The organism is Psychrobacter muriicola 2pS, assembly GCF_904846535.1.
GTDB classification, from domain to species: Bacteria; Pseudomonadota; Gammaproteobacteria; order Pseudomonadales; family Moraxellaceae; genus Psychrobacter; species Psychrobacter aquimaris.
Genome location: NZ_CAJHBC010000002.1, coordinates 78312 through 100988, shown reverse-complemented (window position 1 = coordinate 100988; position 22677 = coordinate 78312). Strand labels below are relative to the sequence as shown.

The window sequence follows — 22677 nt, the reverse complement described above, 5'->3', positions numbered from 1 at the left end:
TCGTACTCTTCTAATGGCTATATGGTAGCATTTTTCGGACAAATCAATAAGCCCTATAACCTCTGTGGCAGTCACCTCTTTTTCAGGTGCTAAGTTGCAGATTGAGTGGCTAAAAATGAGCGGCTAACGCTAGAATATTAGGACGAGCCTGCTAATTTGACTGCTTAGTGACAGGCATCGTTGTTTTAGCCGTGCGCTGTGCTTGGCGCGCTTGCTGAATGGTCAGCTGCTTAATAAGCGCTTGTCGCTGCCTACGACTATAAACAATAAAAGCCAGCATCATGCCAACAGTAATTGCCCAGCATGACCAAACAAACACACCATGCTTACCCATGGCGAGAAACTCAGATATGCTATAAAAGTAAGGCTGCATAATATTTTCCTAGCCGTGATTTGTTTTGGCGACAGTCATTACAGTCATTTGGCTTGCCCGCGAATATATTCTTTGACCCACGCTTTACCTTGATCACGATACAAGATAAGGGTATTGGTACGATAAATCGCTAATGTTGCCACTAATAAATAACTACCAATAATCATCAGTAGTAATGGCATCCACATATCTGCGGACATTTTGGGTGCGGCGGTTAAAGTAAAGGTCGAGCCTTGATGCAAGGTATTCCACCACTGTACCGAATACTTGATAATGGGCAGATTTACTGCACCAACAATGGACAAAATAGCGGCGGCTTTACCACGATTGGCAGTGTGCTCAAACGCGGCAAATAACGCCATCACGCCCGCATACAAAAACGCCAAAATAAGCATAGATGTCAAACGTGCATCCCAAACCCAGTAAGTACCCCAAGTGGGTTTCGCCCAAATAGAGCCCGTTATTAAGCTAATCACGCAAAGCAAAAAACCCATGGGAGCAAGCGCCTGCGCCACTAAACTAGCCGTTTTGATTTTCCAAACCAAGTAAATGACCCCGAGCACTGCTAAGGCAAAATAGATGGAAATGGCGATACTGGCAGCGGGTACATGGATAAAGATAATGCGGTAGCTATTACCTTGCAGATAATCAGGCGGTGCAAAAGCGAGACCCCAAACACTACCGATCAGCAGGCAGATACTGGCTAATATTGCTAGCCACTTGACCCAAGGCGAAAAAATGTGAAAAAACTGCTTGGTACCCACAGTGGTCAAAAAGCCCTGCCAGATGCGCTGCCACAGGCTAGGAGATGAGACATTATTCAGGTTGGGCATGGGAATAAACCTATTGGCACAGCGTATTGGTTGTAACCGATATAGCGCATCATGGGCGCGACTACCTGCCAACCTGCTGGCATTAAACACTGGATAGAATCTACAAGTGATTGTTTGCTTAGTTAGCTGACTATTATAGCAAAATTGCCAGTTTTCAACATGCTGTTAATACAAAGGTTTTTTATAGGAGTTTTTAGCACAGATTCTTAATACAGGTTACTGTATACAACTTATGTCGTTTTTAATTCAGCCACGCCATTTTTAACGTCATAGCAATCACCCATGGCATCACCAAAACCGAGATAATACTACCTGCTAATAACAAAGCCAGTATAGGTAGACCATTGAGACCAGTAGCAAATAAATCAACTGCTCCTGTGGCAAAAATCAACACCGGCAACTGCATCGGCAAAGCAATCAAAGGCACTAACACCGCACCATTCTTCAATGACAGCGTCAAACTACTCGCGACTGCTGACAGCATCAATAACATCGGACTGCCCGTCACAATAGACGCCATCAATATCCACGCCTCAAACCAACTAAGCTGAAACAGAGGCACGGCTAGCAAACTAAGCGCTGCCACAATACCACTACTAAAAATCCAATGGATAACCAAACGAATCAGCACCCATAAGGGCAATGATGCTTTGGCGACGACCAATTGCGCCAGCGTGCCATTATCAAGGGCAGGCTTAAACAAACCATCGACACCCATGACCAGTGACAACAGAGCGGCAATCCACACCGCTGACACGCCAAGGCGTTGCAATAGCGCAGGCTCGCTACCCACTGCTAGCGGAAACAAGGTGATAATGACTAAAAACAGTACCAAAGGGTATAACCATTGTACCGCCCCTTGCTGCTTCAATTGCCACTCGCGCCGCCATAGCTGTATAAAGCTGATACCGCGCACCGCAGCTAAGTTAGCATTTGAGCTTTTATCCACTGTTTGTACTGGATTGTCTATTTCTATCATTTATCTGCTCTTCCACGGATGCCTGTCACACTCATACTGATAGTATTCAAACCATATAATCGGACAAATCGAGCACTTGATTGGCAACACCAACTGCCTGATGACTGGTCATTAATATAGCGCCGCCAGCATTGGCAAAATCGCACAATCTGTCTTCCATCCGCGCCACCATATCGACATCAAGGGCAGTAAAAGGCTCATCAAGTAACCATAATGGTGTCACTTCAGGGGTCAATAAATATAATCGCGCAAGGGTGATACGGCGGGTTTGCCCAGCAGATAAATGGCTTGAGCTAATCGTATCAAAGCCTTGTAATCCGACCCAAGCCAAGGCGTCATCAATATCAGCAACATTTGGGCTGATGCCGTATAAATTCAGCAAAAAGGTCAGGTTTTGCGCGACCGTCAGATTTGGATGTATACCCAACTGATGCGACACATATAAAGGCTGAACCGGTAAACTTGCTGTTCCTTGACAGTAAACTTCACCTCTTAACACTGGCAATAACCCAGCCAGCTGCATCAGCAAAGTGGTCTTACCAGTACCGTTAGCACCCACTAGATGGCAAATGCTACCAGCCGCTAGATTGAGTACAACCCCTTCACATAGAGGGGTTTCGCCGCGCTGAACGGTCAGCTCATCAAGCGCAAGTAAGGCGGTATTCAGAGCTGTCATCAAAACCTCTCATTATTTATTAAGCAGCAGTCAATATTCATCACAAACACAGATGACGTTCATGGCATAATACTTTATGCTTACCCCAACCACACAGTATAACAAATTGTCGATTATTATGACCTCAAAACCTATGCAGACTTCAAAAGATAACCAAAATCTAGATACGCCAGCGCTAACCATAGATGGCTTAATCGAGGCGCAAGTTGCGTTTATGCAGCAATGGTTGCGCACGCAAGCTGAACCACTGTCGATGGAGGCATGGCAATGGTTTGCTGCACAGCCATTGAATAAATATGTCAGTGCCGATGATTTGCAACATTTGATTAACGACTGGCTACTGAACCAACCGACGACTGATATGATGCGTAAAGATATTCGCGATATCTTGCATACTGTCATTTATCATCCGGTCAATGATAACGTGCCGTTGTCTGAGCTGGTGGATGACACTCAAGTTGAAACCCTTGCCAACTATGTCGGTAGCCACGATCAACAACGCAATATCTTGATTCATACGCTGGTTGGCAACGAGACTTTTGCCGATTTGCTAACCCAAACGCTATATCATGCCATTAACGACTTTATGGAAACCACGCTGGATAAAGCAGGCGCTGCTGGTAAATTGATGAAATTTGGGCGCAGCTCTTTTGAAAAGGCGACCAATAGAAACCTTGACGAAAAACTGCAGGCCTACTTACATCGTAATATTAAAGATTTAGCACGCCGCGCAGAAGCCAATGCGCAAGAGCATTTATCAAATGACGAAGTCGCGCGATTATTAATCACTGGTTGGGCGCGAATCAAAGACCAACCTGTCAGTCATCTACAGACTTATCTGCGTGATGAGCCTGACAACAGCAGTATCGATCATATCGAAGCCAGCATTCAACAAAGCTATAACCGCCTGCGCCAGTCGCCTTACTTACACAGTCTCGTGGCAGCCAGCATCGATACTTGGTATGGTAATCATCAGTCAGATACTATTGCGACGGTAGTCGCGAGCCTTCATATTGATGAGCAGACCATGACTCAATTGAGTACAGCGCTCTTACCTGTGGTGCACGATGCCATTGAAAGCGAGTGGTTGACGGCACATACTCGTGAGATGTTACAAGCGTTTTATGAGCAACCAAATATTAAAGAAGGTTTAGCGCTTAATGCTCAATAATTTACTGTCTTGACGTATTTGTCTCAATTTTCCATATCATTCATTTATTTGACAGCACCATACTTATGAGTCAACGTAACACACTCAGCTTGTGGCAAAAACTCAAACAGTTACTGACTGGTTCAGCAGCGCAGGCTGATGAAGTTGAAATTGATATGACACAAACCGAGCCTCATGACACGTATAGTAGTGATACATATAATAATGACGCACATAGTAGTGGTGCATGCGGTGAGGACATTAGTGACGATCATGATGATACCAAAATCGATTCTGAATCTGATGTCAAAAATAAAAGCGAACATTCAGAAACTGACGCTTTTGACTCGAGTGCCAGTCAACACGGAGGTAGCGACACGCCCATTATCGACTGCTTGAAACAGTACTTTAATGATAAGCACTGGCACTATACTCACTATCGACCCAAAAGCAGTGGCAACAGAAACACTGACCGTCAGCAATCGCATCACTTATCGCTTAGAATGCGCAATAAAAACCTCGATTGCGGCTATTTGTTTCGCGTGCAAGAAAACAACAAACTGCTGGCAGTCTATGGAATTTTGCCATTTTTAATACCAGAAAGTCATCAAAGCGCGGCGATGCTACTGATTACTCAAATAAATTATGACTTGCTAATCGGCAATCTAGAAATGGATGTCAATGATGGCGAAATACGCTACAAACACGCTATCGATGTCGAAGCGGTAGGCATCGATAATGATATTATTGAGCATTTATTACAAAGTGTCATCGCGATGACTACCGTTGCGAATGAGATATTTAGTGATTTGATCAATAATCAGAACCCTGCGGAAGACTTGCCAACATTACTGACCGAGCTACGTCAACAATCAGATTCTAGAACCTTCTTTTTGCCAACGCAATTTGTACAGTAATTAACTGATGACAATAAATATCCATAGCTTTTACAATGTCTCATAAGCACTTTACTTTCAAAGCGCTTAAACCTATTTATCCTTAAAATACTTTTCAAAAAAGACATCCTCTAACACTATGCTAAAAATTGCTTACTCTGATATTTTTCGATATTCCGTGCCGGAAAAACACCGTTTTCCTATGCAAAAATACACCATGATTCCTGAGCGGCTATTGGCTGAAGGTACTATCAATAACGATAATTTTTTTGCCCCTGCCCGTTTGAGCGAAGATGAGATTTTGACCACTCATACTGCAGATTACTGGTATCAGCTGAAAACTCAGACATTACCACGAAAGGAAGCGCGAGCCATTGGCTTCGAAATGACACCAGAGCTGGTAGAGCGTGGGCGTTATATTGCTCATGCCACTTATGAATGTGCATTATATGCGCAGCAATATGGCGCGGCGATGAATGTCGCAGGTGGTACGCATCATGCGTTTGCTGATCATGGTGAAGGGTTTTGCGTGTTTAATGATGTTTGTATCGCGAGTAATTTATTATTAAACCGTGGACAGGCGCAAAAGATTTTGGTGGTCGATTTAGACGTCCATCAAGGCAATGGTAATGCCAGTATCATGGCGCATGAGCCGCGCGTATTTGTCTTTAGTATGCATGGCGCAAAGAACTATCCATTTCGTAAGCAATCGTCCGACCTAGATATTGAACTAGACAATGATACTGGCGATGCGGAGTATTTGCAGTTACTAGAGGAAACTCTGCCGCGTTTGATTGCTGATTTTGCACCAGATATGATTTTCTATCAATCTGCCGTCGATGTCCTTGCCACCGATAAATTAGGAAAACTTGGACTGACGATAGAGGGTTGTAAGGCGCGTGATGAATATGTGTTACGCCAAGCAAAAGCCGCTAATATTCCAGTTGCCATTGTCATGGGCGGCGGCTATTCAGAAAATATTGATGATGTGGTTGAAGCGCACTGTAATACCTTTCGAGTAGCGCAGCAGATATTTTTTGGTGAGATAACAGAATAACGCGCACATAAAATAGTAACTAAACAGCCAGCTGCCTCGCGATTTTATAAAAATGCCATAACTCCTTGCCAACCGACACGAATACCAAGTACCGTGAGAATCAATAAAATAAGCTGACGAAAGCGCGCTTGTGGTAAATAACGGCGCAAGCGGATGCCAACTAAAAGCGCAGCAATCGATAATACACTAAGCAGAGTAATCAGCTGCCATTCACCACTGCTGAGCGCCATAATAGGCTCACGTAATACAATGATTTGGGCGATTTTACCCAAAAAATAGCACATATTGCCGACTTTGGCGATGGTGTTTTTATCATCGCTGGCAGACAGTAGATACATCATCAATATGGTCGACATGGCATTGGTCGCCCCACCAATCACGCCTGCACTAAAGCCAACGATAATTAACACAGGCTTGGTGGCAGGTAGACGGAGTTGCTTACCAAGCAAGCTACTTATGACGTAAAAACCAATAACCGCTGCCAATAGCAATAAAATATAGGCGCTATCGACCCATAGTAAGAGCTTCGCGCCTAAAATACTACCGAGTAAGCTGGTCAACGCCAGTAACCAATAGCGCCTACCGTAATAGATAAAATTTTGCCAGATCGTGCGCCCGCCACCCGCGAGCCAAGTCATGGCATTAAGCAATAATGACGGAAAAATGACCAATACAATGGCATGTGGTAACGGGTAAATACTAGCAAGCGCAGTGGTCGTCACCAACGTCACACCCAGCCCACTAATACCGTGTAGCAACGATGCTAGTGCAAATATTACCATCAGTAATAACGTCTGGGTGCTATCACTATCCATCATATTAGCCATAAACATTGAGACCTAATATCTGGATTAATAGTGACATAACTAAGCATTGTGACCATTATGGCGTTGCCATATTGTCTCACCAATGATGCCAGCCAACTGCTCGGCAATCTTATCTTTGCTCGCCTTCTCAAGTGTGACGCTATCGTGCTCATAACGCTCTGAGAAAAATACCTGCATGGCATTGTCATCGCTGGCGAAACCAATATCTGCTCGTGAAACATCATTACAAGCGATCAAATCTAGATTTTTAGACACCAATTTACCACGAGCATAGCGCTCGATATCTTGCGTTTCTGCCGCAAAACCAACAACAAAAAGCTCTGGATGAGCAAGCGAAATTGTCGCTAGAATGTCAGGATTTTTGACCAAACTTAGCGTCATTGCGTCTTGGGTTTTTTTAATTTTTTGCGGGGCAGCCTCTTCAGTACGATAATCGGCGACAGCCGCAGTGGCAATAAAGATATCCGCCATTACATTTTGATTCTCGCTATGAGAATGACGCTTATCATCAAGCTCATGGCTGTGGCTGTGATCGTCGCCGCAATCACACTCGCCATGATGATGCGCATGTTCATGGCTATGATCGTGAGAATGGTCGTGCTCATCTTCAGGCACATACTGTAGCGCACTGTGCGTACCATCCACACATTGCTGCGCCGCCATCAGCATCTCTTTAGCCGACAAGACATCAATACGCGTGACATTCAGAGGTGTGGGCAGCGCCACTTTGCCACCCGCAATCAAAATAACGTCTGCACCAGCAGCCACGCACGCACGTGCTAATGCAAAGCCCATCTTGCCAGTAGAGTGATTGGACAAGTAGCGCACCGGATCGATAGCTTCTACTGTCGGTCCTGCAGTAATTACCACGCGTTTACCTGTCAATAATTGCGGCGTGGTTTGCATCGCGTTAAATAATAATACTTCTGCCAATAGCTGCTCAGGTTCAGGCAAACGCCCTGCTCCCACATCACCGCAGGCTTGCTCACCGCTAGCAGGTTGAATAATCTGATAATTCATATCGCGCAGGGTCTGGACATTGAGATTGACCGCAGGATGCGCCCACATCTGCTGATTCATGGCTGGCGCAATGATGACTGGTGCCGCCGTTGCAAGGCATACCGTTGTCAATAAATCATCAGCCATGCCCATCGCGAGCCGCGCAAGCGTATTGGCAGAGGCTGGCGCAATGATGATTAAGTCCGCCCATTTGGCCAATTCGATATGCCCCATCCCCGCTTCTGCTTTTTCATCGAGTAATGAGATATGCACCTCATTACCCGTCAAAGCTTGTAAAGTCAGTGGCGTAATGAAGGCTTGTGCGCCTGTGGTCATAATGACACGCACATCAAAGCCTGCTTTGACTAATAAGCGGGCAAAGATAGCAGATTTATAAGCGGCGATACCGCCAGTGATAGCAAGCACAATATTGGACATAAGCATGGCATCAATAAAAAGTTGAAAGATAAAATTGCGCTTATAGTAACAATTATGAGATAAGTTGGGTAAGAATTTCCGTATTTACTCAATATATCTTACAGTAATCCATTCTCAAGGAGTGACAGTGGCGATTAAAGACTGGCATGAAGATGATAGACCACGTGAAAAACTACTAAAATTTGGGGCAGCTCATTTATCTGATGCCGAGATATTAGCGATATTTCTGCGCACAGGTACGCAGTCACAGTCAGCTATCGAGTTGGCGCGTCATTTGATCGAGAAGTTTGGTAGCTTGGCAGAATTATTGGCGGCGCCGCAAGAGGCTGTACTTGCTTGTCATGGTATTGGTCCTGCTAAATACGCGCAGATATTGGCCTCACTTGAGATGGGTACGCGTTATTTGGACAGTCAGCTTAAAACTGGTCACGCACTTGGGCGCTCGCAAATGGTCAAAGACTATATCAGCACTCAGCTACGCGGAGAGCATCGCGAAGTCTTTGCGGTACTTTGCTTAGACAATGCATTAAATCTCATCAATTTTGAGATACTGTTTACTGGCAGTATTTCCTCTTGCTCGGTCTGTATCAAACACGTCCTACGTCATGCTTTGAGTCACGCAGCCAGCCAACTCATCGTCGCACACAATCATCCACATACCGATGCGACCCCTTCAACGGCAGACAACTTATTGACCTACGAGCTAAAGAAAGCCTGTGATTTAATAGACTTATCCTTGGTGGACCATATTATTGTTGGACGCAATCAGACGTTATCTTATGCCGAAAGCTGCTTAGCACCTTTTGGATAATTAATAACCACTCTTCTTTTTGCCTATATGAGAAAATCTTGATACATATTATCGACACAGCGTAGCACTTTAGCTGTTGATAGTTATCGGCCACTGTTTCATATTGATAGCTAAATTTGTCTTTTATTTGTCTGTCACTGGTTAGCCATTTATCAAAACCACTCTTGCAAAACGCTCAACAAATTAAAATTGATTATAGAGCACGCTACAAAACCCATGACGGCTCATCAGTCTAAGTTGGTCATTAGACACTTAAACGTTAGATTAGAAAAAACAACAACAAGATTTATTCAAATACTTTAATACACACATTTTTCACGCTTTTGGTTTAGCGTTATAAAGGAGACAGTCATGGCAATTGGCTTATTTATTTTGGCAATCATTATTCAATTAGCCATGGTTTTGGCCATCTTTTTATTGTCCCTATCACGAGTCACAGGCAATATTGTTGCACTGGTTACTGTCCTTGTCACTGCCTTTATCAGTCCTTGGTCGCTCATTTTGGGCATACCAATTGCTTTACTTTGCATCGTTTTGCTCGTCGCTCCTATTCGTCAATCACTCATTACTAAACCTGTTTACAAGACTTTGGGCGGGGCAATGCCGAGCATGAGCGATACCGAGCGTGAAGCGCTTGATGCGGGTACCAGCTGGTGGGAAAAAGAGCTGTTTATGGGTGCGCCTGACTGGAACACTTTTGCTCAATATCCCTATCCAGAGCTGTCGGCAGAAGAGCAAAGCTTTATTGATAATGAAGTAGAAGTACTATGCGCCATGCTTGATGAATGGAAAATTCAGCATGAAGACAAAGAGCTGTCGCCTGAAGCATGGCAATTTATCAAAGCCAATGGATTTTTAGGCCTAATCATTCCAAAGGAGTTTGGCGGTTTAGATTTTAGCTCTTATGCACAAAGTCGTATCATGAGTAAAATCGCTTCGCGCTCGCCGACCGCTGCGGTTACCTGTATGGTGCCAAACTCGCTCGGCCCTGGTGAGCTGTTGATGCATTATGGTACGGACGAACAAAAACAGCGCTGGCTACCCGGTCTTGCCAAAGGCGACGAGGTGCCTTGCTTTGGTCTCACTGGTCCTGAAGCGGGTTCCGATGCTGGTGCGATTCCTGATACGGGGGTGGTTTGTTATGGTACGCATGAGGGCGAGCAAGTGCTCGGTTTGCGTATGAATTTTTCTAAGCGCTGGATTACTTTGGCACCTATCGCCACGGTCGTGGGTTTAGCATTCAAGATGCACGATCCCGAAGGTTTGCTTGGCAATCCTGATAAGACTGATTACGGTATCACTTGTGCACTTGTACCTGCCAGCCATAAAGGCGTCATCATAGGACCACGTCATAACCCAATCGGCTCGCCATTTATGAATGGTACAGTCGATGGTAAAGACGTCTTTATTCCACTAGATTACATCATCGGCGGCGTCGAAAATGCGGGTCGCGGTTGGCGTATGCTGATGGAGTGCTTAGGCGTTGGTCGCGGCATCTCTTTACCAGCCTTATCAACTTCAGCCAGTGAGATGACATATCTGTCTGTCGGTGCTTTTGCCAAAGTACGTGAACAGTTTAAAATCTCTGTTGGTAAGTTTGAAGGCGTCCAAGATGCTACCAGCCGCATGGCCAGTAACACCTATATGCTAGAGGCCTTTCGTCACCTCGTTACGTGCGGTCTGAACCAAGGCGGCACACCATCAGTGATGACGGCAATGGCAAAATACTATGCGACTGAGACCATGCGCAGTGTGGTGAACGATGGTATGGATGTGGTTGGTGGACGCGCAGTACAGATGGGTCCACGTAACTTTTTGGCCACACCTTATCAGGCAATTCCAGTATCTATCACGGTTGAAGGCGCAAATATTTTGACACGCTCGCTCATGATATTTGGTCAAGGCGCGATGCGCTGCCATCCTTATCTCTTTGATGAGCTGCAATTGCTGCAAAGCGAAGATAAAGAAGGTGCACTCAAACAGTTCGACACGCTATTTTTTAAACATTTGGGTTATACCTTTAATCGCGGCGCAAAGGCATTTGTCGCAGGTTATGTCGGTGGCAGTAATCATGCACCGAGCTTCGCTGACAGCTTTACTCGTCCCTATTACAAACACATCAACCGCCTGAGCGCAAGCTTTGCCTTAACGGCTGATATGGCGTTAGGGTTGCTCGCTGGTGACTTAAAACGTAAAGAAATGCTGTCTGGTCGCTTAGCCGATATTCATAGCCATTTATTCATTAGCACTGCTATTTTGCAGTTTTATGAGCATGGTACTAAATCAACGTCTGAACGCTTGCATGCTGAGGTTGCCTTACAAAATAGCTTATATACCATTCAAGAAGCTTTTGAAGCCTTTTTTGCGAACTTCCCTAATCGCATGGCGGCCAGTTTGGTAAGTTTTGTGACTTTCCCCAGTGGTCGCATCTTTACGCCGCCAAGTGATGAGCTTAAACGCAAGCTGGGCGATGCTTTTATGGATGACTATGAAGCCAACCCGTTCCGTGATTATCTTAAAACCATGGTCTATTATAATACTGAAGCCGATGATGTCACTGGACGTATGGAACACGCTTATCAAACGCTGCTGAGCATCGAGCCATTATGGCAGAGGTTTAAAAAGGCTGAACACAAAGACAGTTTTGAAGGGCTTACTTTTGAGGATCATGTGGTATATGCCAGCCAAAACGGCGATATTACCGAAGAAGAAGCTGAAGTGCTTATTCAATATAACGCCATACGCTTTGACTCATTATTGACCGATGTGTTCGATAAGCATTTATTGCATGCTCAAGAGCGTAACAATCCACACAGCCTCGATAATGCCGTACAGCAACTGACGGACTATGCGCAATTGAAAAATGATGCGCAAGCCAGAAATGGTATTGCGACACACATCACAGCTGAAAATAATGTCGACTCTAATGACTTAGCTGCGCCCGCCAGTACAGACAAACCAACTGGCGATGCCAATCCCAATCATGGTTATGAAAGCGACGGTGATGTAGCAATGGTCAAAGAGCAAGATACCATTGAGGAAGTACGTGCGCAGACAGATTTCGATGAATATGACCCTGAGGTGGAAGCGCTAGATCATCGCCACCGTGATGCAGAGTCACACTTAAGTGAACGCATGAGCAACAACCATCGTCTAAATCAATATAATACTGACGAAGTAGACCGTTCTGCAGCATCTGAAGATGCAGAAATTGCAAAGGATGATATAGAAAAACCTGCCACCACTAACCCCAAATGGCAGGATGGTCTACGCCGTGATGAAGGTGACAAAGTCTAAAAGCATAACGCTCAAAATATTCGAAAAATGACGGGTATTTAGGCAGTTAAAAATCTTGTATGATAGGCTCTAACAATTTACCTAAAAAAGACCTCTCAAATTGAGTGGTCTTTTTTTTAGTTATAAATGACTGCTTTTAATCATTAGGACGTGTTGAATGATTCAACCATGGCACTGACAGAGACTATTTTTTAGGCAGTTCGACGTTAAAAATAGTAAGTTTAATTATTCTAAGTATCTACTTTTAACAATGAAATGGCAAAAAAGAGTCCTGTCTCCTTCTGTTAATATTGGAGCTGATGCTAAAACTTCCCCCAGCTCTATATAATAAGTATATTCTAAAAATAATTAAGGCATGAGCATTACCGTTGTTTTGTGCTTTGTCTGGAATAGTTTTGGCGATCAGCAGTGCCTATTTGTCAGTGTTCAACACGCCATAATATTGGTCAATATGCCGTGTTATTTACCTACTTTGCTCGCGAAAAATCCTGCGTAGACAACTTAACTATTGATTTATATCATCTTAGTCATAAAAAAACATTGCAGTACCCTTAACAATTATTTTATATTGTGCCCCGAAAACGTGACACTAAGTAGAAGTTAAAAGAATTTAATAGACGTAGCAAGAGCGGTGATGAGAATAATGGTAATAATCACATTGATGTGAGCAGCCATCTATCCGCTACTAGGACACGTACACAAAGGATATAAGTTATGTGGAAAAATATGGGACTGACGGGCAAGATTATTGTTGCCATGGTACTCGGTATCGTACTGGGTTTATTTATAAACTACTCAGGGCTGAATACCGAAGGCGGTTTTGTTAGTACGTATATTACGAACGGTTTCCTCGCTATCGTTGGCAAGCTATTTGTTAACTCGTTAAAAATGTTGGTAGTCCCCTTAGTACTTATCTCACTGATTTGCGGCGTTTGCGGCATTGGTGACATTCGTTTGCTTGGTCGTATTGGTACCAAAACGTTCATTATTTATATGATCACCACCGCACTCGCTATTGCAACGGCGATTGGGCTTGGCGTGCTATTTGGTATCGGCAAAGGTATGAATATCGAAACTGAAGCGGCATTTGAAGCAGCTTCAGCGCCGCCTCTACTTGATGTTTTCTCTAACATTATCCCATCAAACCCCATCAGTGCGATGGCAAATGGTGATATGTTATCGATTATTTTCTTTGCTATTTTGATCGGTGTTAGTATCTTGATGGTGGGTAAACCTGCCAAAGGCTTAGTGCAGAGCTTAGAATTAATCAATGAAGTCATCTTAAAAATGGTGACCATCATTATGAATCTTGCACCTTATGGTGTATTTGCTCTATTGACCAAAGCAATGGCAGAGTTGGGTTTAGACTTGATTTGGTCACTACTCGGATATGTGGCGGTATTGGTCGGCTCATTGGCATTCCATTTCTTTGTCACTATGATGATTGTACTCAAAGTCTCTTCAGGCTTATCCATCAAAACCTTTTTGGCAAAAATGCGTGAAGTTCAGATTTTTGCTTTTAGTACTTCAAGCTCGAACGCGACGATTCCTATTACCTTGCGTACAGTCACTAAGCGTATGGGTGTAAATAACTCAGTTGCTTCATTTACTGTTCCGTTTGGTGCGACCATCAACATGGATGGTACCGCCATCATGCAAGGTACTGCGACCATTTTCATTGCCAATATTTATGGTATTGACTTGGGCGTGACTGAGTATCTGACTGTCATTCTAATGTCCGTTTTGGCTTCCGTCGGTACCGCTGGTGTACCGGGTGTTGGTCTGATTATGCTATCAATGGTATTTGCCCAAGTCGGTCTACCTATCGAAGGTATTGGCTTAATCTTGGGTGTGGATCGTATCCTTGATATGTTACGTACCGCAGTGAACGTCGGTGGTGATGCCGCTGTGACCGCTATTGTGGCAAAATCAGAAGGCAAAATGGATTTGGCTATTTATAACGATCCTAACGCTGGCGCAAAAGACGTGTTCGATGGTCACATTGATGAAGACAATGAGCGTGAATTCTCTGAAGTCTTTAGTGATGGGATCATGGGCAGTGAGTACGATGATATCGATCGTCGTCGCTAGTCACTCGCATTGAATAGATGTTGTTAGTTTATTAACGATATAAAAAAAACCTCAGTCATATTGGCTGAGGTTTTTTTTATATCGCTAAATATATTTCCTTGATGGACAGTAATCAGCCAAAAACGTATTTGGTTATCATCGCCAAGCACACCAATACTATCACCGGACGAATCAGCTTACTACCACCTTTGACCACCATATGAGAGCCAAAATACGCGCCTATCGTTTGTCCAACCATCATTGCCAGCCCTACTTTCCACAAAACATTACCACCCAGAATAAAGAATATTAACGAGCCAATATTGGTCGATAAGTTCAATACCTTTGCGGCGCCTGTCGCTTCGATAATTTTCCGACCACGCAACGCCACGTTGCCGAGCGCAAAAAACATCCCTGTGCCTGGTCCAATATAGCCATCATAAAAACCAATTAACGGTGCAACCACTTTTTGCCACTTGCCTTCTGAGATACGCGGCGCGGCTTCTACTTCACCGAGTCGAGGCGCAAACAAGGTATAAATCCCAATAGCCGCAATCAAAAACGGAATTAGTGTCTCAAGCAGATCCGGCGGCGACATCTGTACGGCGATAGTACCGATAACAGAACCGATAAAAGCGCCTATAATAGCCACTTTAATGCGCTGCGGTTTGACCACCCCTTTCCTAATCATCGTAATAGAAGCTGCTAACGCACCTGACGCGGCTTGTAGCTTATTGGTACCGAGTGTCAGCACTGGTGGAATATTAGCAAGCAACATGGCGGGAATCGTCAATAATCCGCCACCACCAGCAATGGCATCAATAAAGCCTGCCAACGCTGCCACAGCGGTAAGCATTAATATAACCTCTAACGAAAGCGATAAATCCATGACGCTGACCTGTAAATTTTATGATGAAAAATAAGAAAGTCCTAAAAACTGGCTGTAGGAACTGAGAATAAATTATCACTATCAGTATTGCTACCAACTTTGCTATTTATTAGCCAATAGTAGTAGTACTGCTGATATGTATCAAAGCTGTGACAGAACATCACAAAATGCTGCTCATTATAAAGATAAAACGCTAAAAAAAGCCAAAAACGTAAAAAAGTCTGCTAGATTTGTCTAAAGGCTCAATAAGCATCTAAAATAAGCAGTGATCGATTAAAAAGATTTAATGACTTATCACGCTTTTGTCTGTTCTATCGACTTTATAATATCGCTATTATTGAGGTGACAAGCGGCACTTATAACTTTTGGTTGACGTATTTTGTTGTCTATATCAATAAGAGTATGAGAAACTGTTGCTTTCTATCATGTCTTTATGAGTCGTGGCATAGATTATTTGAGGTTATTGGATTATTTTATAATTCGTGTTTAGTAAATTGTATTTAGCAAATGAGGATGATATGGCAATACGCAGGATTAAAGCATTTTTTGAATTTGAGGCAGCGGGCGGTATCGTCTTAGCATTGGCTGCCATTGCTGCAATGATTATTGCCAACTCCCCTCTTAATGTGTGGTATGAAGGCTTTATTCACGCACCCGTTGCCATTCAAATCGGTGAGTTCGCTATCGCTAAAGACGCTCATCATTGGATCAATGACGGTTTGATGGCGATTTTCTTTTTCTTAGTGGGACTTGAGCTAAAACGTGAAGTCTTAATCGGCGAGCTGTCTAACGTCAAGCAAATCATCCTGCCAGCTGGTGCGGCACTCGGTGGCATGATCATGCCAGCGATTGTTTATCTGCTCTTTAACTATAACGAGCCTGAGTTTTGGAAAGGATGGGCGATTCCAGCCGCGACTGATATTGCTTTTGCCCTAGGTATTTTGAGCTTGTTAGGCAACCGCGTTCCCAACTCCTTAAAAGTATTTTTAGTATCGATTGCGATTTTTGATGATATTGGCGCAATTTTAATCATTGCTTTATTTTATACCAGTGATTTGTCATTAGAGTCATTAGCAGTGGCAGGTCTATGCCTACCCTTTCTATACATTCTTAATCGTCGCAACGTCACCAGCATCACGCCTTATCTGCTGATCGGTGTGATCATGTGGATTGCGGTACTCAAATCTGGCATCCATGCCACCTTGGCTGGGGTGGTCTTAGCCCTATTTATTCCTATGTTTGACCGTACTGATCCTGAGCACTCACCACTAGAAGAGCTAGAGCACGATCTACACAATACCGTTGCCTTCGGTATCTTGCCGTTGTTCGCGTTTGCCAACTCAGGTATATCCCTCAAAGGTGCAGGCTTCGCTGAGCTGTTCCATTCGGTACCACTTGGTATTGCAGCCGGTCTATTCATCGGTAAGCAAGTTGGTGTAATGGTCATGTGCTGGTTGATATTTAAGCTTGGCATCTCAACCATGCCAAGAGGCATGAACTATAAGCAGATTTATGGTGCAGCCTTACTTTGTGGTGTTGGTTTCACCATGAGTCTGTTCATCGGCGGCTTGGCATTTGCTGGTGACACAGCCTTATTCGATGAACGCCTAGGTATTATTATGGGTTCAATCGTCTCTGGTATTGCCGGTTATCTCATGCTCAAAGTCAGCCTAAAAGACAATGCAAGCGGCACATCAGTCGATCTGACTCGCCCTCATTAATAGGACAACAAGCCACTTAAAGGCAATTTAGCTTATCGGTGGCTTATTATTTGATAGTTCACGAGTTTTGATATCCGGACATGATTGATTAAAAGTATGTTTCATCAGCCATGTTCGGGCTTGCATCAATAGCCATAGAAGAGGTAATCATGCGACAGTTTGCACCGCGGCCTTCGTTAATGTTAGCTCTCCTTGGTAGCATTGTTTTACTATCAAGCTGTGCCACGCTCTCTAAGCAGGAGTGCCTCGTTGGTGACTGGCAGGCTATTGGCTATAATGATGGCGTGGCAGGTTACCCATCAGACCGCCTCGCATCACATGCCAAAGCCTGTGCCAAGGCCAGTGTTGCCCCCAACTATCTAGCATGGGAACAAGGTCGCCAGCTGGGGCTTAAGCAATACTGCACGACCAGTAATGCTTACAATGTTGGTCGACGCGGACGTCAGCTAAACAATGTCTGTCCAATAACCTTGGCGAATACCCTGAAAACTGCCAATCAAAAAGGCTTAGACTATTACACCTTAGACAGTCAGCTAGACGAAGACAAGCGCCTAATAGAAGCCTACCAAGAAGAATTTGATCAGCTAGAAAGTGGGGCGATGCTAGACTTTGCTAATGAAAAAGAAGCGCGCGCGCGATTGCTGTCATTAGCCGACGAGCTGCGTAAAGCCAAGCGCCGTATGAATACCACGCAAAGACAATTAGAAGCTCTAAACCAGTCAAATAGATATTAATATTATTGGCTTTGTGAAATGATCTAATAGGAAAGCATTTGGTAAAAAGGCATTTGATAAATATGGATTCAATCAACATAACTGATAAACAGACGGCCGATACTTTGAGTCACCAACAGCCCTCAATAAAACCTTATCAGCGTCATGGACGGACGACCGCGATTGATGACCATAGCGACCTGCAAGTCTTAAAGCGGATTAGACGTTATTTGCTGCCAAAAGATTTTGTTATCTCGCAAGATTTATTAAATGAAATAGTAACGGGCTACGATATTGGCGATTCACTGGCAGATGCGTTAGCCGCTGATGGCCTTCGTTTTGCAAAGCCCCTACAGCAAGTTATTATCAGCGACAACAGCAATAACTTAGACGCTGACCTCGCAAATAACCCTGCATTTAACGCTTTGACTGAACAATTTAGCCGTCATCCTGATTGGTTCGACCCCAAGCTCGCCCAAATCGGTGCGGTTGCCTATCGGCGCTATCCGCTGATGTTGATTTGGCTATTACGTAATGTCGCCCTGATGGCAGGCTACAGCATTCCTGCCCTCTCCCTGCCGCTCATTCAGACAGGTGCATTGATGCATGATGCCCTGCCGCGCCTGATGCGTACTTACGCTTATATCCTAGCTGTCTCTGAACATCCACTATTACATAAGTCGAATACGAGTGCACGCAATAACCGTCAGCCTATCGAGCAAGTATTGGCGATTGGTTCTGAAGGTTGGCGGCAATCGATCAAAGTGCGGCAAATTCATACTTTAGTACGGCAAAACTTGCTCAAAGGTAAAGGCCATGCTGCTAAAGGCGTCATACCAAATGCCGACCAACACCATAACCCAGATGGCAGCTGGAATACCGCCTATTGGGGTCTTCCTATCAACCAAACCGATATGATTGCTACTCATTTGCAGTTTTCATTGTTGATTATGCGCGGCTTACGGCTGCTTGGTGCACGCATCAGCACTGAAGAAGCAGAAGGTATCCTGCATCTATGGAATCTTGCCAGCTATTGGATGGGCGTTGACTTAGATCGCCTGCCAAAAGATGAAACCGCCTGTTGGGAATGGCTCTATACCTATTTATCAATTCAGCAGCTTGATTTTAAAATGGGACAGCCATTAGCCAAGGCCCTGCATGATTTGCCGCGTCAGCTGATGGGCGAGGACAACCGCCGTGGGCGTTTCGTTGAGATGGTCAATGCTAGCGTGACCCGTACCTTGGTCGGCGATGATATCGGCGATGGGCTGGATTTGCCAAAATCAAAAATCCGCTTTGGCGTCTTATCGTCGGTGCCGATTCTTTTTACTCTCGATACGGCACGCCAACACAATCAAACGATAGCTGAAAAATTAGAAGCTTTCCGCGCCAAACGCCAAGATAATATGAATTGGTGGCTAAAGAAAAATGACGAATATTATAAGTAAGCAATTATAAATAAAGCATAGTAGGTAAAATAAAACGAATAATGATTAAACGTCAACCGCCTTACGGGTTAATTGCGGGTATTTTGGATGCGATAATACCACTCAAGCTGGCGATCAAAGCCTGTTTCTAACAGACTGGCAATGACTCGCCCTGTCAGACCCCAAACCGTTTCACCATCCACTTGCCAGCTAGGCGTGAGAATGGTCGCGGTCTGATCTTGCATCGCATATTCTACTGCATACTCGACGGTAGGCTGAGTCAGCAAGGTTTCAAAATCTGCCCAAAAAATACGTGAGATTTCGCCAAGCTCAGGTACTAACAATAAATCTGGCGCAATCAGTGCCACAATAGGACGGACACTCATACCACTTTTAGAGGTTTGAATGGGCAGTTGACCAATTAGCTGGACTTTATTGGGTGGTAGTGCGGTCTCTTCACAGGCTTCACGCAAAGCGGTGACGACATTATTACCATCACCTGCGTCATGTTTACCCCCAGCACAAGAGACCTCACCAGCATGACTGTTCATGTGCGCAGCGCGACGTGTCAGTAGCAGTTTTGGATGGCGTTCATGAGTGATGGCGACCAATACCGAGGCATCGGCAATAGGTGTCTGATACAAGCTATCTAGAATGCGAGCGCTACGAGAGGTTTTAGCGTCGTATAGTGCAGGACTGGTGACAGCATTTAAGGTCTCCTGCTGCACCCGTTCCGCCAACGTTCTAATGGTGGGATAACGAATAAAGTCCGGCATAGCGACTGAAAACTCATCAAAACGTAGCGACTGCGGGGGGAGTAACATTATCATTGCCCTATATTTTTATCAGTATGAAGCATCAATGCCATTAAATATAAATAGCAATCAAATACAAATATTGACTACTCAGGTTCACCAGTTTATCTTTTTTGACCTTATTTGGCATCGAATGGTGGAGCTTGTCTCTTGCAGCTATTACAGCGCTTGCGCTAGAGCATGCTCTCATTTATAACCATATCAGTCGCGGCGGCTATTACTGTCACCATTGGTAAAGCCATCATTCAATAGTTAGTGTAAGTCTAGCCTAGCGCAATCTGACCTTGACTGCATATACTTTATGTGACTGAGCTGCTCTGCCTATAGAACTCATTAATCCAATTATTAACACATCATAACCGTAGCAGAAACCAGTTGCGCAAACCTATTCGGTTTTTATTATCGCTGCCAGTGCGATGAGAGTTTGTGTTATCTTAAGCGTAACGGCTATTATCACATCACCTCTGATAAGCCAAAGTCATACTATTTTATAAAATAAGAATCATAATCCTTCAAATAACGATAACTCTTTTTCTCATTTCTATTTCTCATTATATAAGGCAGTTGATATGCGCTATTGTCTACAATGCGGTCATGAAGCAGAACGCAAAATACCAGCCACGGATAATATCCCACGCTTGGTATGCCCCAATTGCCACTATATTCATTATGAAAACCCAAAAGTGATTTGTGGCTCACTGGTCGTGCATAAAAATAGAGTGCTGCTATGTCGCCGCGCGATTGAGCCACAATATGGCCTATGGACGCTGCCCGCAGGCTTTATGGAAAATGGCGAAACCATGGCAGAAGGCGCGGCACGTGAAAGCTTTGAAGAGGCAGACGCAGTCGTCACCAATCCGCATTTATATTGCTTATATGATATTCCTGATATCGGGCAAATCTATAGTATTTATATCACTGACTTAAAAGATGGTGCTTATGGTATTGGCTCCGAAAGTCTGGACTGCGCTTTATTCACTGAAGAAGACATTCCATGGGATAAACTTGCCTTTGAAGCGGTGCGACGCACTTTAAAAAGTTATTTTGCAGACCGCAAGCAATACGATGACCATGAGAATTTTCCTATTCATCAAGATATTATCGGTAAAGACCAAGCGATCAAGCGCTACTAACCCTAAATTTATAAAAATAGCGTTATAAAAAATCAAAAGCTTTACAAAAGTGATTGGTAAAAACCATTGATAAGAATTATGCTAAGTTTTTAGTGTTGTCTCTTATCAATGGTTTTTTATTGTCTGCAATTAACTGCTTGATCCGACTTGTGAGAATATACCATGCTAACTTTATTACAACGCTCCCTGCCTCTCTTACCGCTGACCATCGCCATGACTCTATCCAGTATGCCCAGCCATGCAGATGACACACCGCTAACTGCCAAACAATCAGACCCACAAACGCTTGGGTGGATGCAAGGCTTTCCGCCGCCCAAAGATAAACTGATAATGCAACCATCTTCAGATTTTTTTAGTTTTCCAAAGCTGCGCTGGACGGTCTGTCATATTCGCGAATTGATGCCCACCACTGACGTCAGTCGCGGTATCGGCGCGCCCTCCAAGCTTAGCTACGATTTAGACAAAAATATTGATGCCATCACCTTTACACCCACTGGCAGTAAGCGCCTAATGACGTGGAAGCAGTCATTGGATGCCAATTATACTGACGGCATTATGGTCATGCATCATGGTAAGGTGGTATACGAGCGCCAAAACGGCTGCCTTAATGAGCTAGGTAAACATGCGGCGATGTCGATGACCAAATCCATGACTGGGCTGTTAGCAGAAATCCTTGTCACCGAAGGTCAGCTTGATGATAGTGCACTGGTCTCTTCTATCGTTCCAGAACTAAAAAATAGCGGCTTTGGTGATGCGACCGTGCGCCAAGTCATGGATATGACGACAGCACTCGATTATAGCGAAGACTACGCCGACCCTAATGCCGATATATGGAAGTATTCAGAAGCTGCAAGCCCATTACCAAAGCCGAAAGATTATAACGGACCTGATGGCTATTTTGAGTACCTACAAACAGTCAAGAAAAAAGGCGAACATGGGGTAGAATTTAATTATCGAACCATCAATAGCGATGCGTTAGGCTGGATTATTTCGCGTACCACTGGTAAAGCGGTGAATACATTACTCTCTGAGCGCATCTGGCAAAAAATTGGCGCCGAACAAAGCGCGTATATGACTGTCGATGCTAAAGGTACGCCGTTTGCTGGTGGCGGTCTCAGTGCAGGCTTGCATGACATGTCACGCATTGGTAGCTTGATGCTTAATAAAGGCGAGATTAACGGTAAGCGTTTATTCCCAGCAGCGGTCGTTGATCATATCGAAGCAGGCGGTGATAAAAGCGTCTTTGCTAAAGCAGATTATAAACAGCTCAATAATGGTAGCTACACAAGCATGTGGTGGTTATTCAATAATCCCACACCCGTCTATGCGGCACGCGGCGTCCACGGTCAAACCATTTATGTCGATCCAGCAGCTGATATGGTCATCGTGCGTTTTGCATCATATCCAGACGCCAGTAACAGTAAAATCGACCCGACTTCACTCCCCGCTTATAAAGCATTGGCAAATTACTTGATAAAAAAGTAACGGCTTAAAAATAACGATGAAAAATAAAAACCGCCGCTTCCACTATAAATAGTGAAAGCGGCGGTTTTTTATATAGCAATTCAGTCAG

The 22677-nt window shown here is 44.2% G+C and carries 19 protein-coding genes; 11 read left to right on the top strand and 8 right to left on the bottom strand.

Features of this window, described 5'->3' with window-relative positions:
- Positions 1-151: 151 nt before the first annotated feature.
- The 4 genes from ccmD to ccmA all read right to left on the bottom strand — a co-directional run bounded on the left by ccmD (position 152) and on the right by ccmA (position 2861).
- The gene (gene ccmD, locus JMX93_RS02790; protein WP_193013385.1) at positions 152-373 is read right to left on the bottom strand and encodes a heme exporter protein CcmD; all 222 of its coding nucleotides are present in this window, start codon (positions 371-373) and stop codon (positions 152-154) included.
- 44 nt (positions 374-417) lie between these two features.
- Positions 418-1206, bottom strand: a complete 789-nt coding sequence (gene ccmC / locus JMX93_RS02785; protein ID WP_193013386.1) for a heme ABC transporter permease CcmC — start codon at positions 1204-1206, stop codon at positions 418-420.
- 241 nt (positions 1207-1447) lie between these two features.
- Positions 1448-2185, bottom strand: a complete 738-nt coding sequence (locus tag JMX93_RS02780; protein ID WP_499203790.1) for a heme exporter protein CcmB — start codon at positions 2183-2185, stop codon at positions 1448-1450.
- Between the two features lie 46 nt (positions 2186-2231).
- On the bottom strand, positions 2232-2861 hold the full coding sequence (ccmA, locus tag JMX93_RS02775) for a heme ABC exporter ATP-binding protein CcmA (RefSeq protein WP_499203789.1): 630 nt from the start codon (positions 2859-2861) through the stop codon (positions 2232-2234).
- A 133-nt stretch (positions 2862-2994) separates the two neighbouring features.
- On the opposite strand from ccmA, the gene JMX93_RS02770 reads away from it, so the two are divergent.
- The 3 genes from JMX93_RS02770 (at position 2995) to JMX93_RS02760 (ending at position 5964) form a co-directional block, all read left to right on the top strand.
- The gene (locus JMX93_RS02770; RefSeq protein ID WP_499203788.1) at positions 2995-4032 is read left to right on the top strand and encodes a hypothetical protein; all 1038 of its coding nucleotides are present in this window, start codon (positions 2995-2997) and stop codon (positions 4030-4032) included.
- A 65-nt stretch (positions 4033-4097) separates the two neighbouring features.
- A complete protein-coding gene (locus tag JMX93_RS02765) occupies positions 4098-4928 on the top strand; it encodes a YbjN domain-containing protein (protein ID WP_499203787.1) in 831 nt (276 codons plus the stop codon).
- Positions 4929-5046: 118 nt separating this feature from the next.
- Complete coding sequence (locus JMX93_RS02760) at positions 5047-5964, top strand: histone deacetylase family protein (protein ID WP_499203786.1); 918 nt, start codon at positions 5047-5049, stop codon at positions 5962-5964.
- 44 nt (positions 5965-6008) lie between these two features.
- On the opposite strand, the gene JMX93_RS02755 is transcribed toward JMX93_RS02760, so the two are convergent.
- Entirely contained in the window at positions 6009-6791 is a 783-nt protein-coding gene (locus tag JMX93_RS02755; RefSeq protein ID WP_193013391.1) for a sulfite exporter TauE/SafE family protein, read from the bottom strand.
- Between the two features lie 39 nt (positions 6792-6830).
- Positions 6831-8228 (bottom strand): bifunctional phosphopantothenoylcysteine decarboxylase/phosphopantothenate--cysteine ligase CoaBC, encoded by a 1398-nt coding sequence (gene coaBC, locus JMX93_RS02750; RefSeq protein ID WP_499203785.1) that lies wholly within the window; start codon positions 8226-8228, stop codon positions 6831-6833.
- 127 nt (positions 8229-8355) lie between these two features.
- On the opposite strand from coaBC, the gene radC reads away from it, so the two are divergent.
- From radC to JMX93_RS02735, 3 genes are all read left to right on the top strand, one after another.
- A complete protein-coding gene (radC, locus tag JMX93_RS02745; RefSeq protein WP_499203784.1) occupies positions 8356-9039 on the top strand; it encodes a RadC family protein in 684 nt (227 codons plus the stop codon).
- 351 nt (positions 9040-9390) lie between these two features.
- Entirely contained in the window at positions 9391-12336 is a 2946-nt protein-coding gene (locus JMX93_RS02740; RefSeq protein ID WP_499203783.1) for an acyl-CoA dehydrogenase, read from the top strand.
- 714 nt (positions 12337-13050) lie between these two features.
- Positions 13051-14427: a dicarboxylate/amino acid:cation symporter gene (locus tag JMX93_RS02735; RefSeq protein ID WP_193013395.1), complete on the top strand. Its 1377-nt coding sequence runs from the start codon at positions 13051-13053 to the stop codon at positions 14425-14427.
- A 112-nt stretch (positions 14428-14539) separates the two neighbouring features.
- On the opposite strand, the gene JMX93_RS02730 is transcribed toward JMX93_RS02735, so the two are convergent.
- Complete coding sequence (locus tag JMX93_RS02730; RefSeq protein ID WP_499203782.1) at positions 14540-15295, bottom strand: TSUP family transporter; 756 nt, start codon at positions 15293-15295, stop codon at positions 14540-14542.
- Positions 15296-15813: 518 nt separating this feature from the next.
- Between JMX93_RS02730 and nhaA the strand changes: the two genes are divergently transcribed.
- The 3 genes from nhaA (at position 15814) to JMX93_RS02715 (ending at position 19177) form a co-directional block, all read left to right on the top strand.
- Entirely contained in the window at positions 15814-17016 is a 1203-nt protein-coding gene (nhaA, locus tag JMX93_RS02725; protein ID WP_499203781.1) for a Na+/H+ antiporter NhaA, read from the top strand.
- A 149-nt stretch (positions 17017-17165) separates the two neighbouring features.
- Entirely contained in the window at positions 17166-17750 is a 585-nt protein-coding gene (locus tag JMX93_RS02720; protein ID WP_499203780.1) for a DUF2799 domain-containing protein, read from the top strand.
- 62 nt (positions 17751-17812) lie between these two features.
- Positions 17813-19177 (top strand): oxygenase MpaB family protein, encoded by a 1365-nt coding sequence (locus JMX93_RS02715; RefSeq protein WP_499203779.1) that lies wholly within the window; start codon positions 17813-17815, stop codon positions 19175-19177.
- A gap of 68 nt (positions 19178-19245) precedes the next feature.
- Here JMX93_RS02715 and JMX93_RS02710 read toward each other — a convergent pair whose 3' ends face one another.
- Positions 19246-19980 carry an NUDIX hydrolase gene (locus JMX93_RS02710; RefSeq protein WP_499203778.1) on the bottom strand — a complete coding sequence of 245 codons (735 nt, stop codon included), beginning with the start codon at positions 19978-19980 and terminating at the stop codon, positions 19246-19248.
- A gap of 560 nt (positions 19981-20540) precedes the next feature.
- Here JMX93_RS02710 and JMX93_RS02705 point away from each other — a divergent pair.
- Together JMX93_RS02705 and JMX93_RS02700 are read left to right on the top strand one after the other, a co-directional pair.
- Complete coding sequence (locus JMX93_RS02705; protein ID WP_499203777.1) at positions 20541-21104, top strand: NUDIX hydrolase; 564 nt, start codon at positions 20541-20543, stop codon at positions 21102-21104.
- A 162-nt stretch (positions 21105-21266) separates the two neighbouring features.
- A complete protein-coding gene (locus JMX93_RS02700; protein WP_193013400.1) occupies positions 21267-22589 on the top strand; it encodes a serine hydrolase domain-containing protein in 1323 nt (440 codons plus the stop codon).
- The last annotated feature ends 88 nt before the right edge of the window (positions 22590-22677 follow it).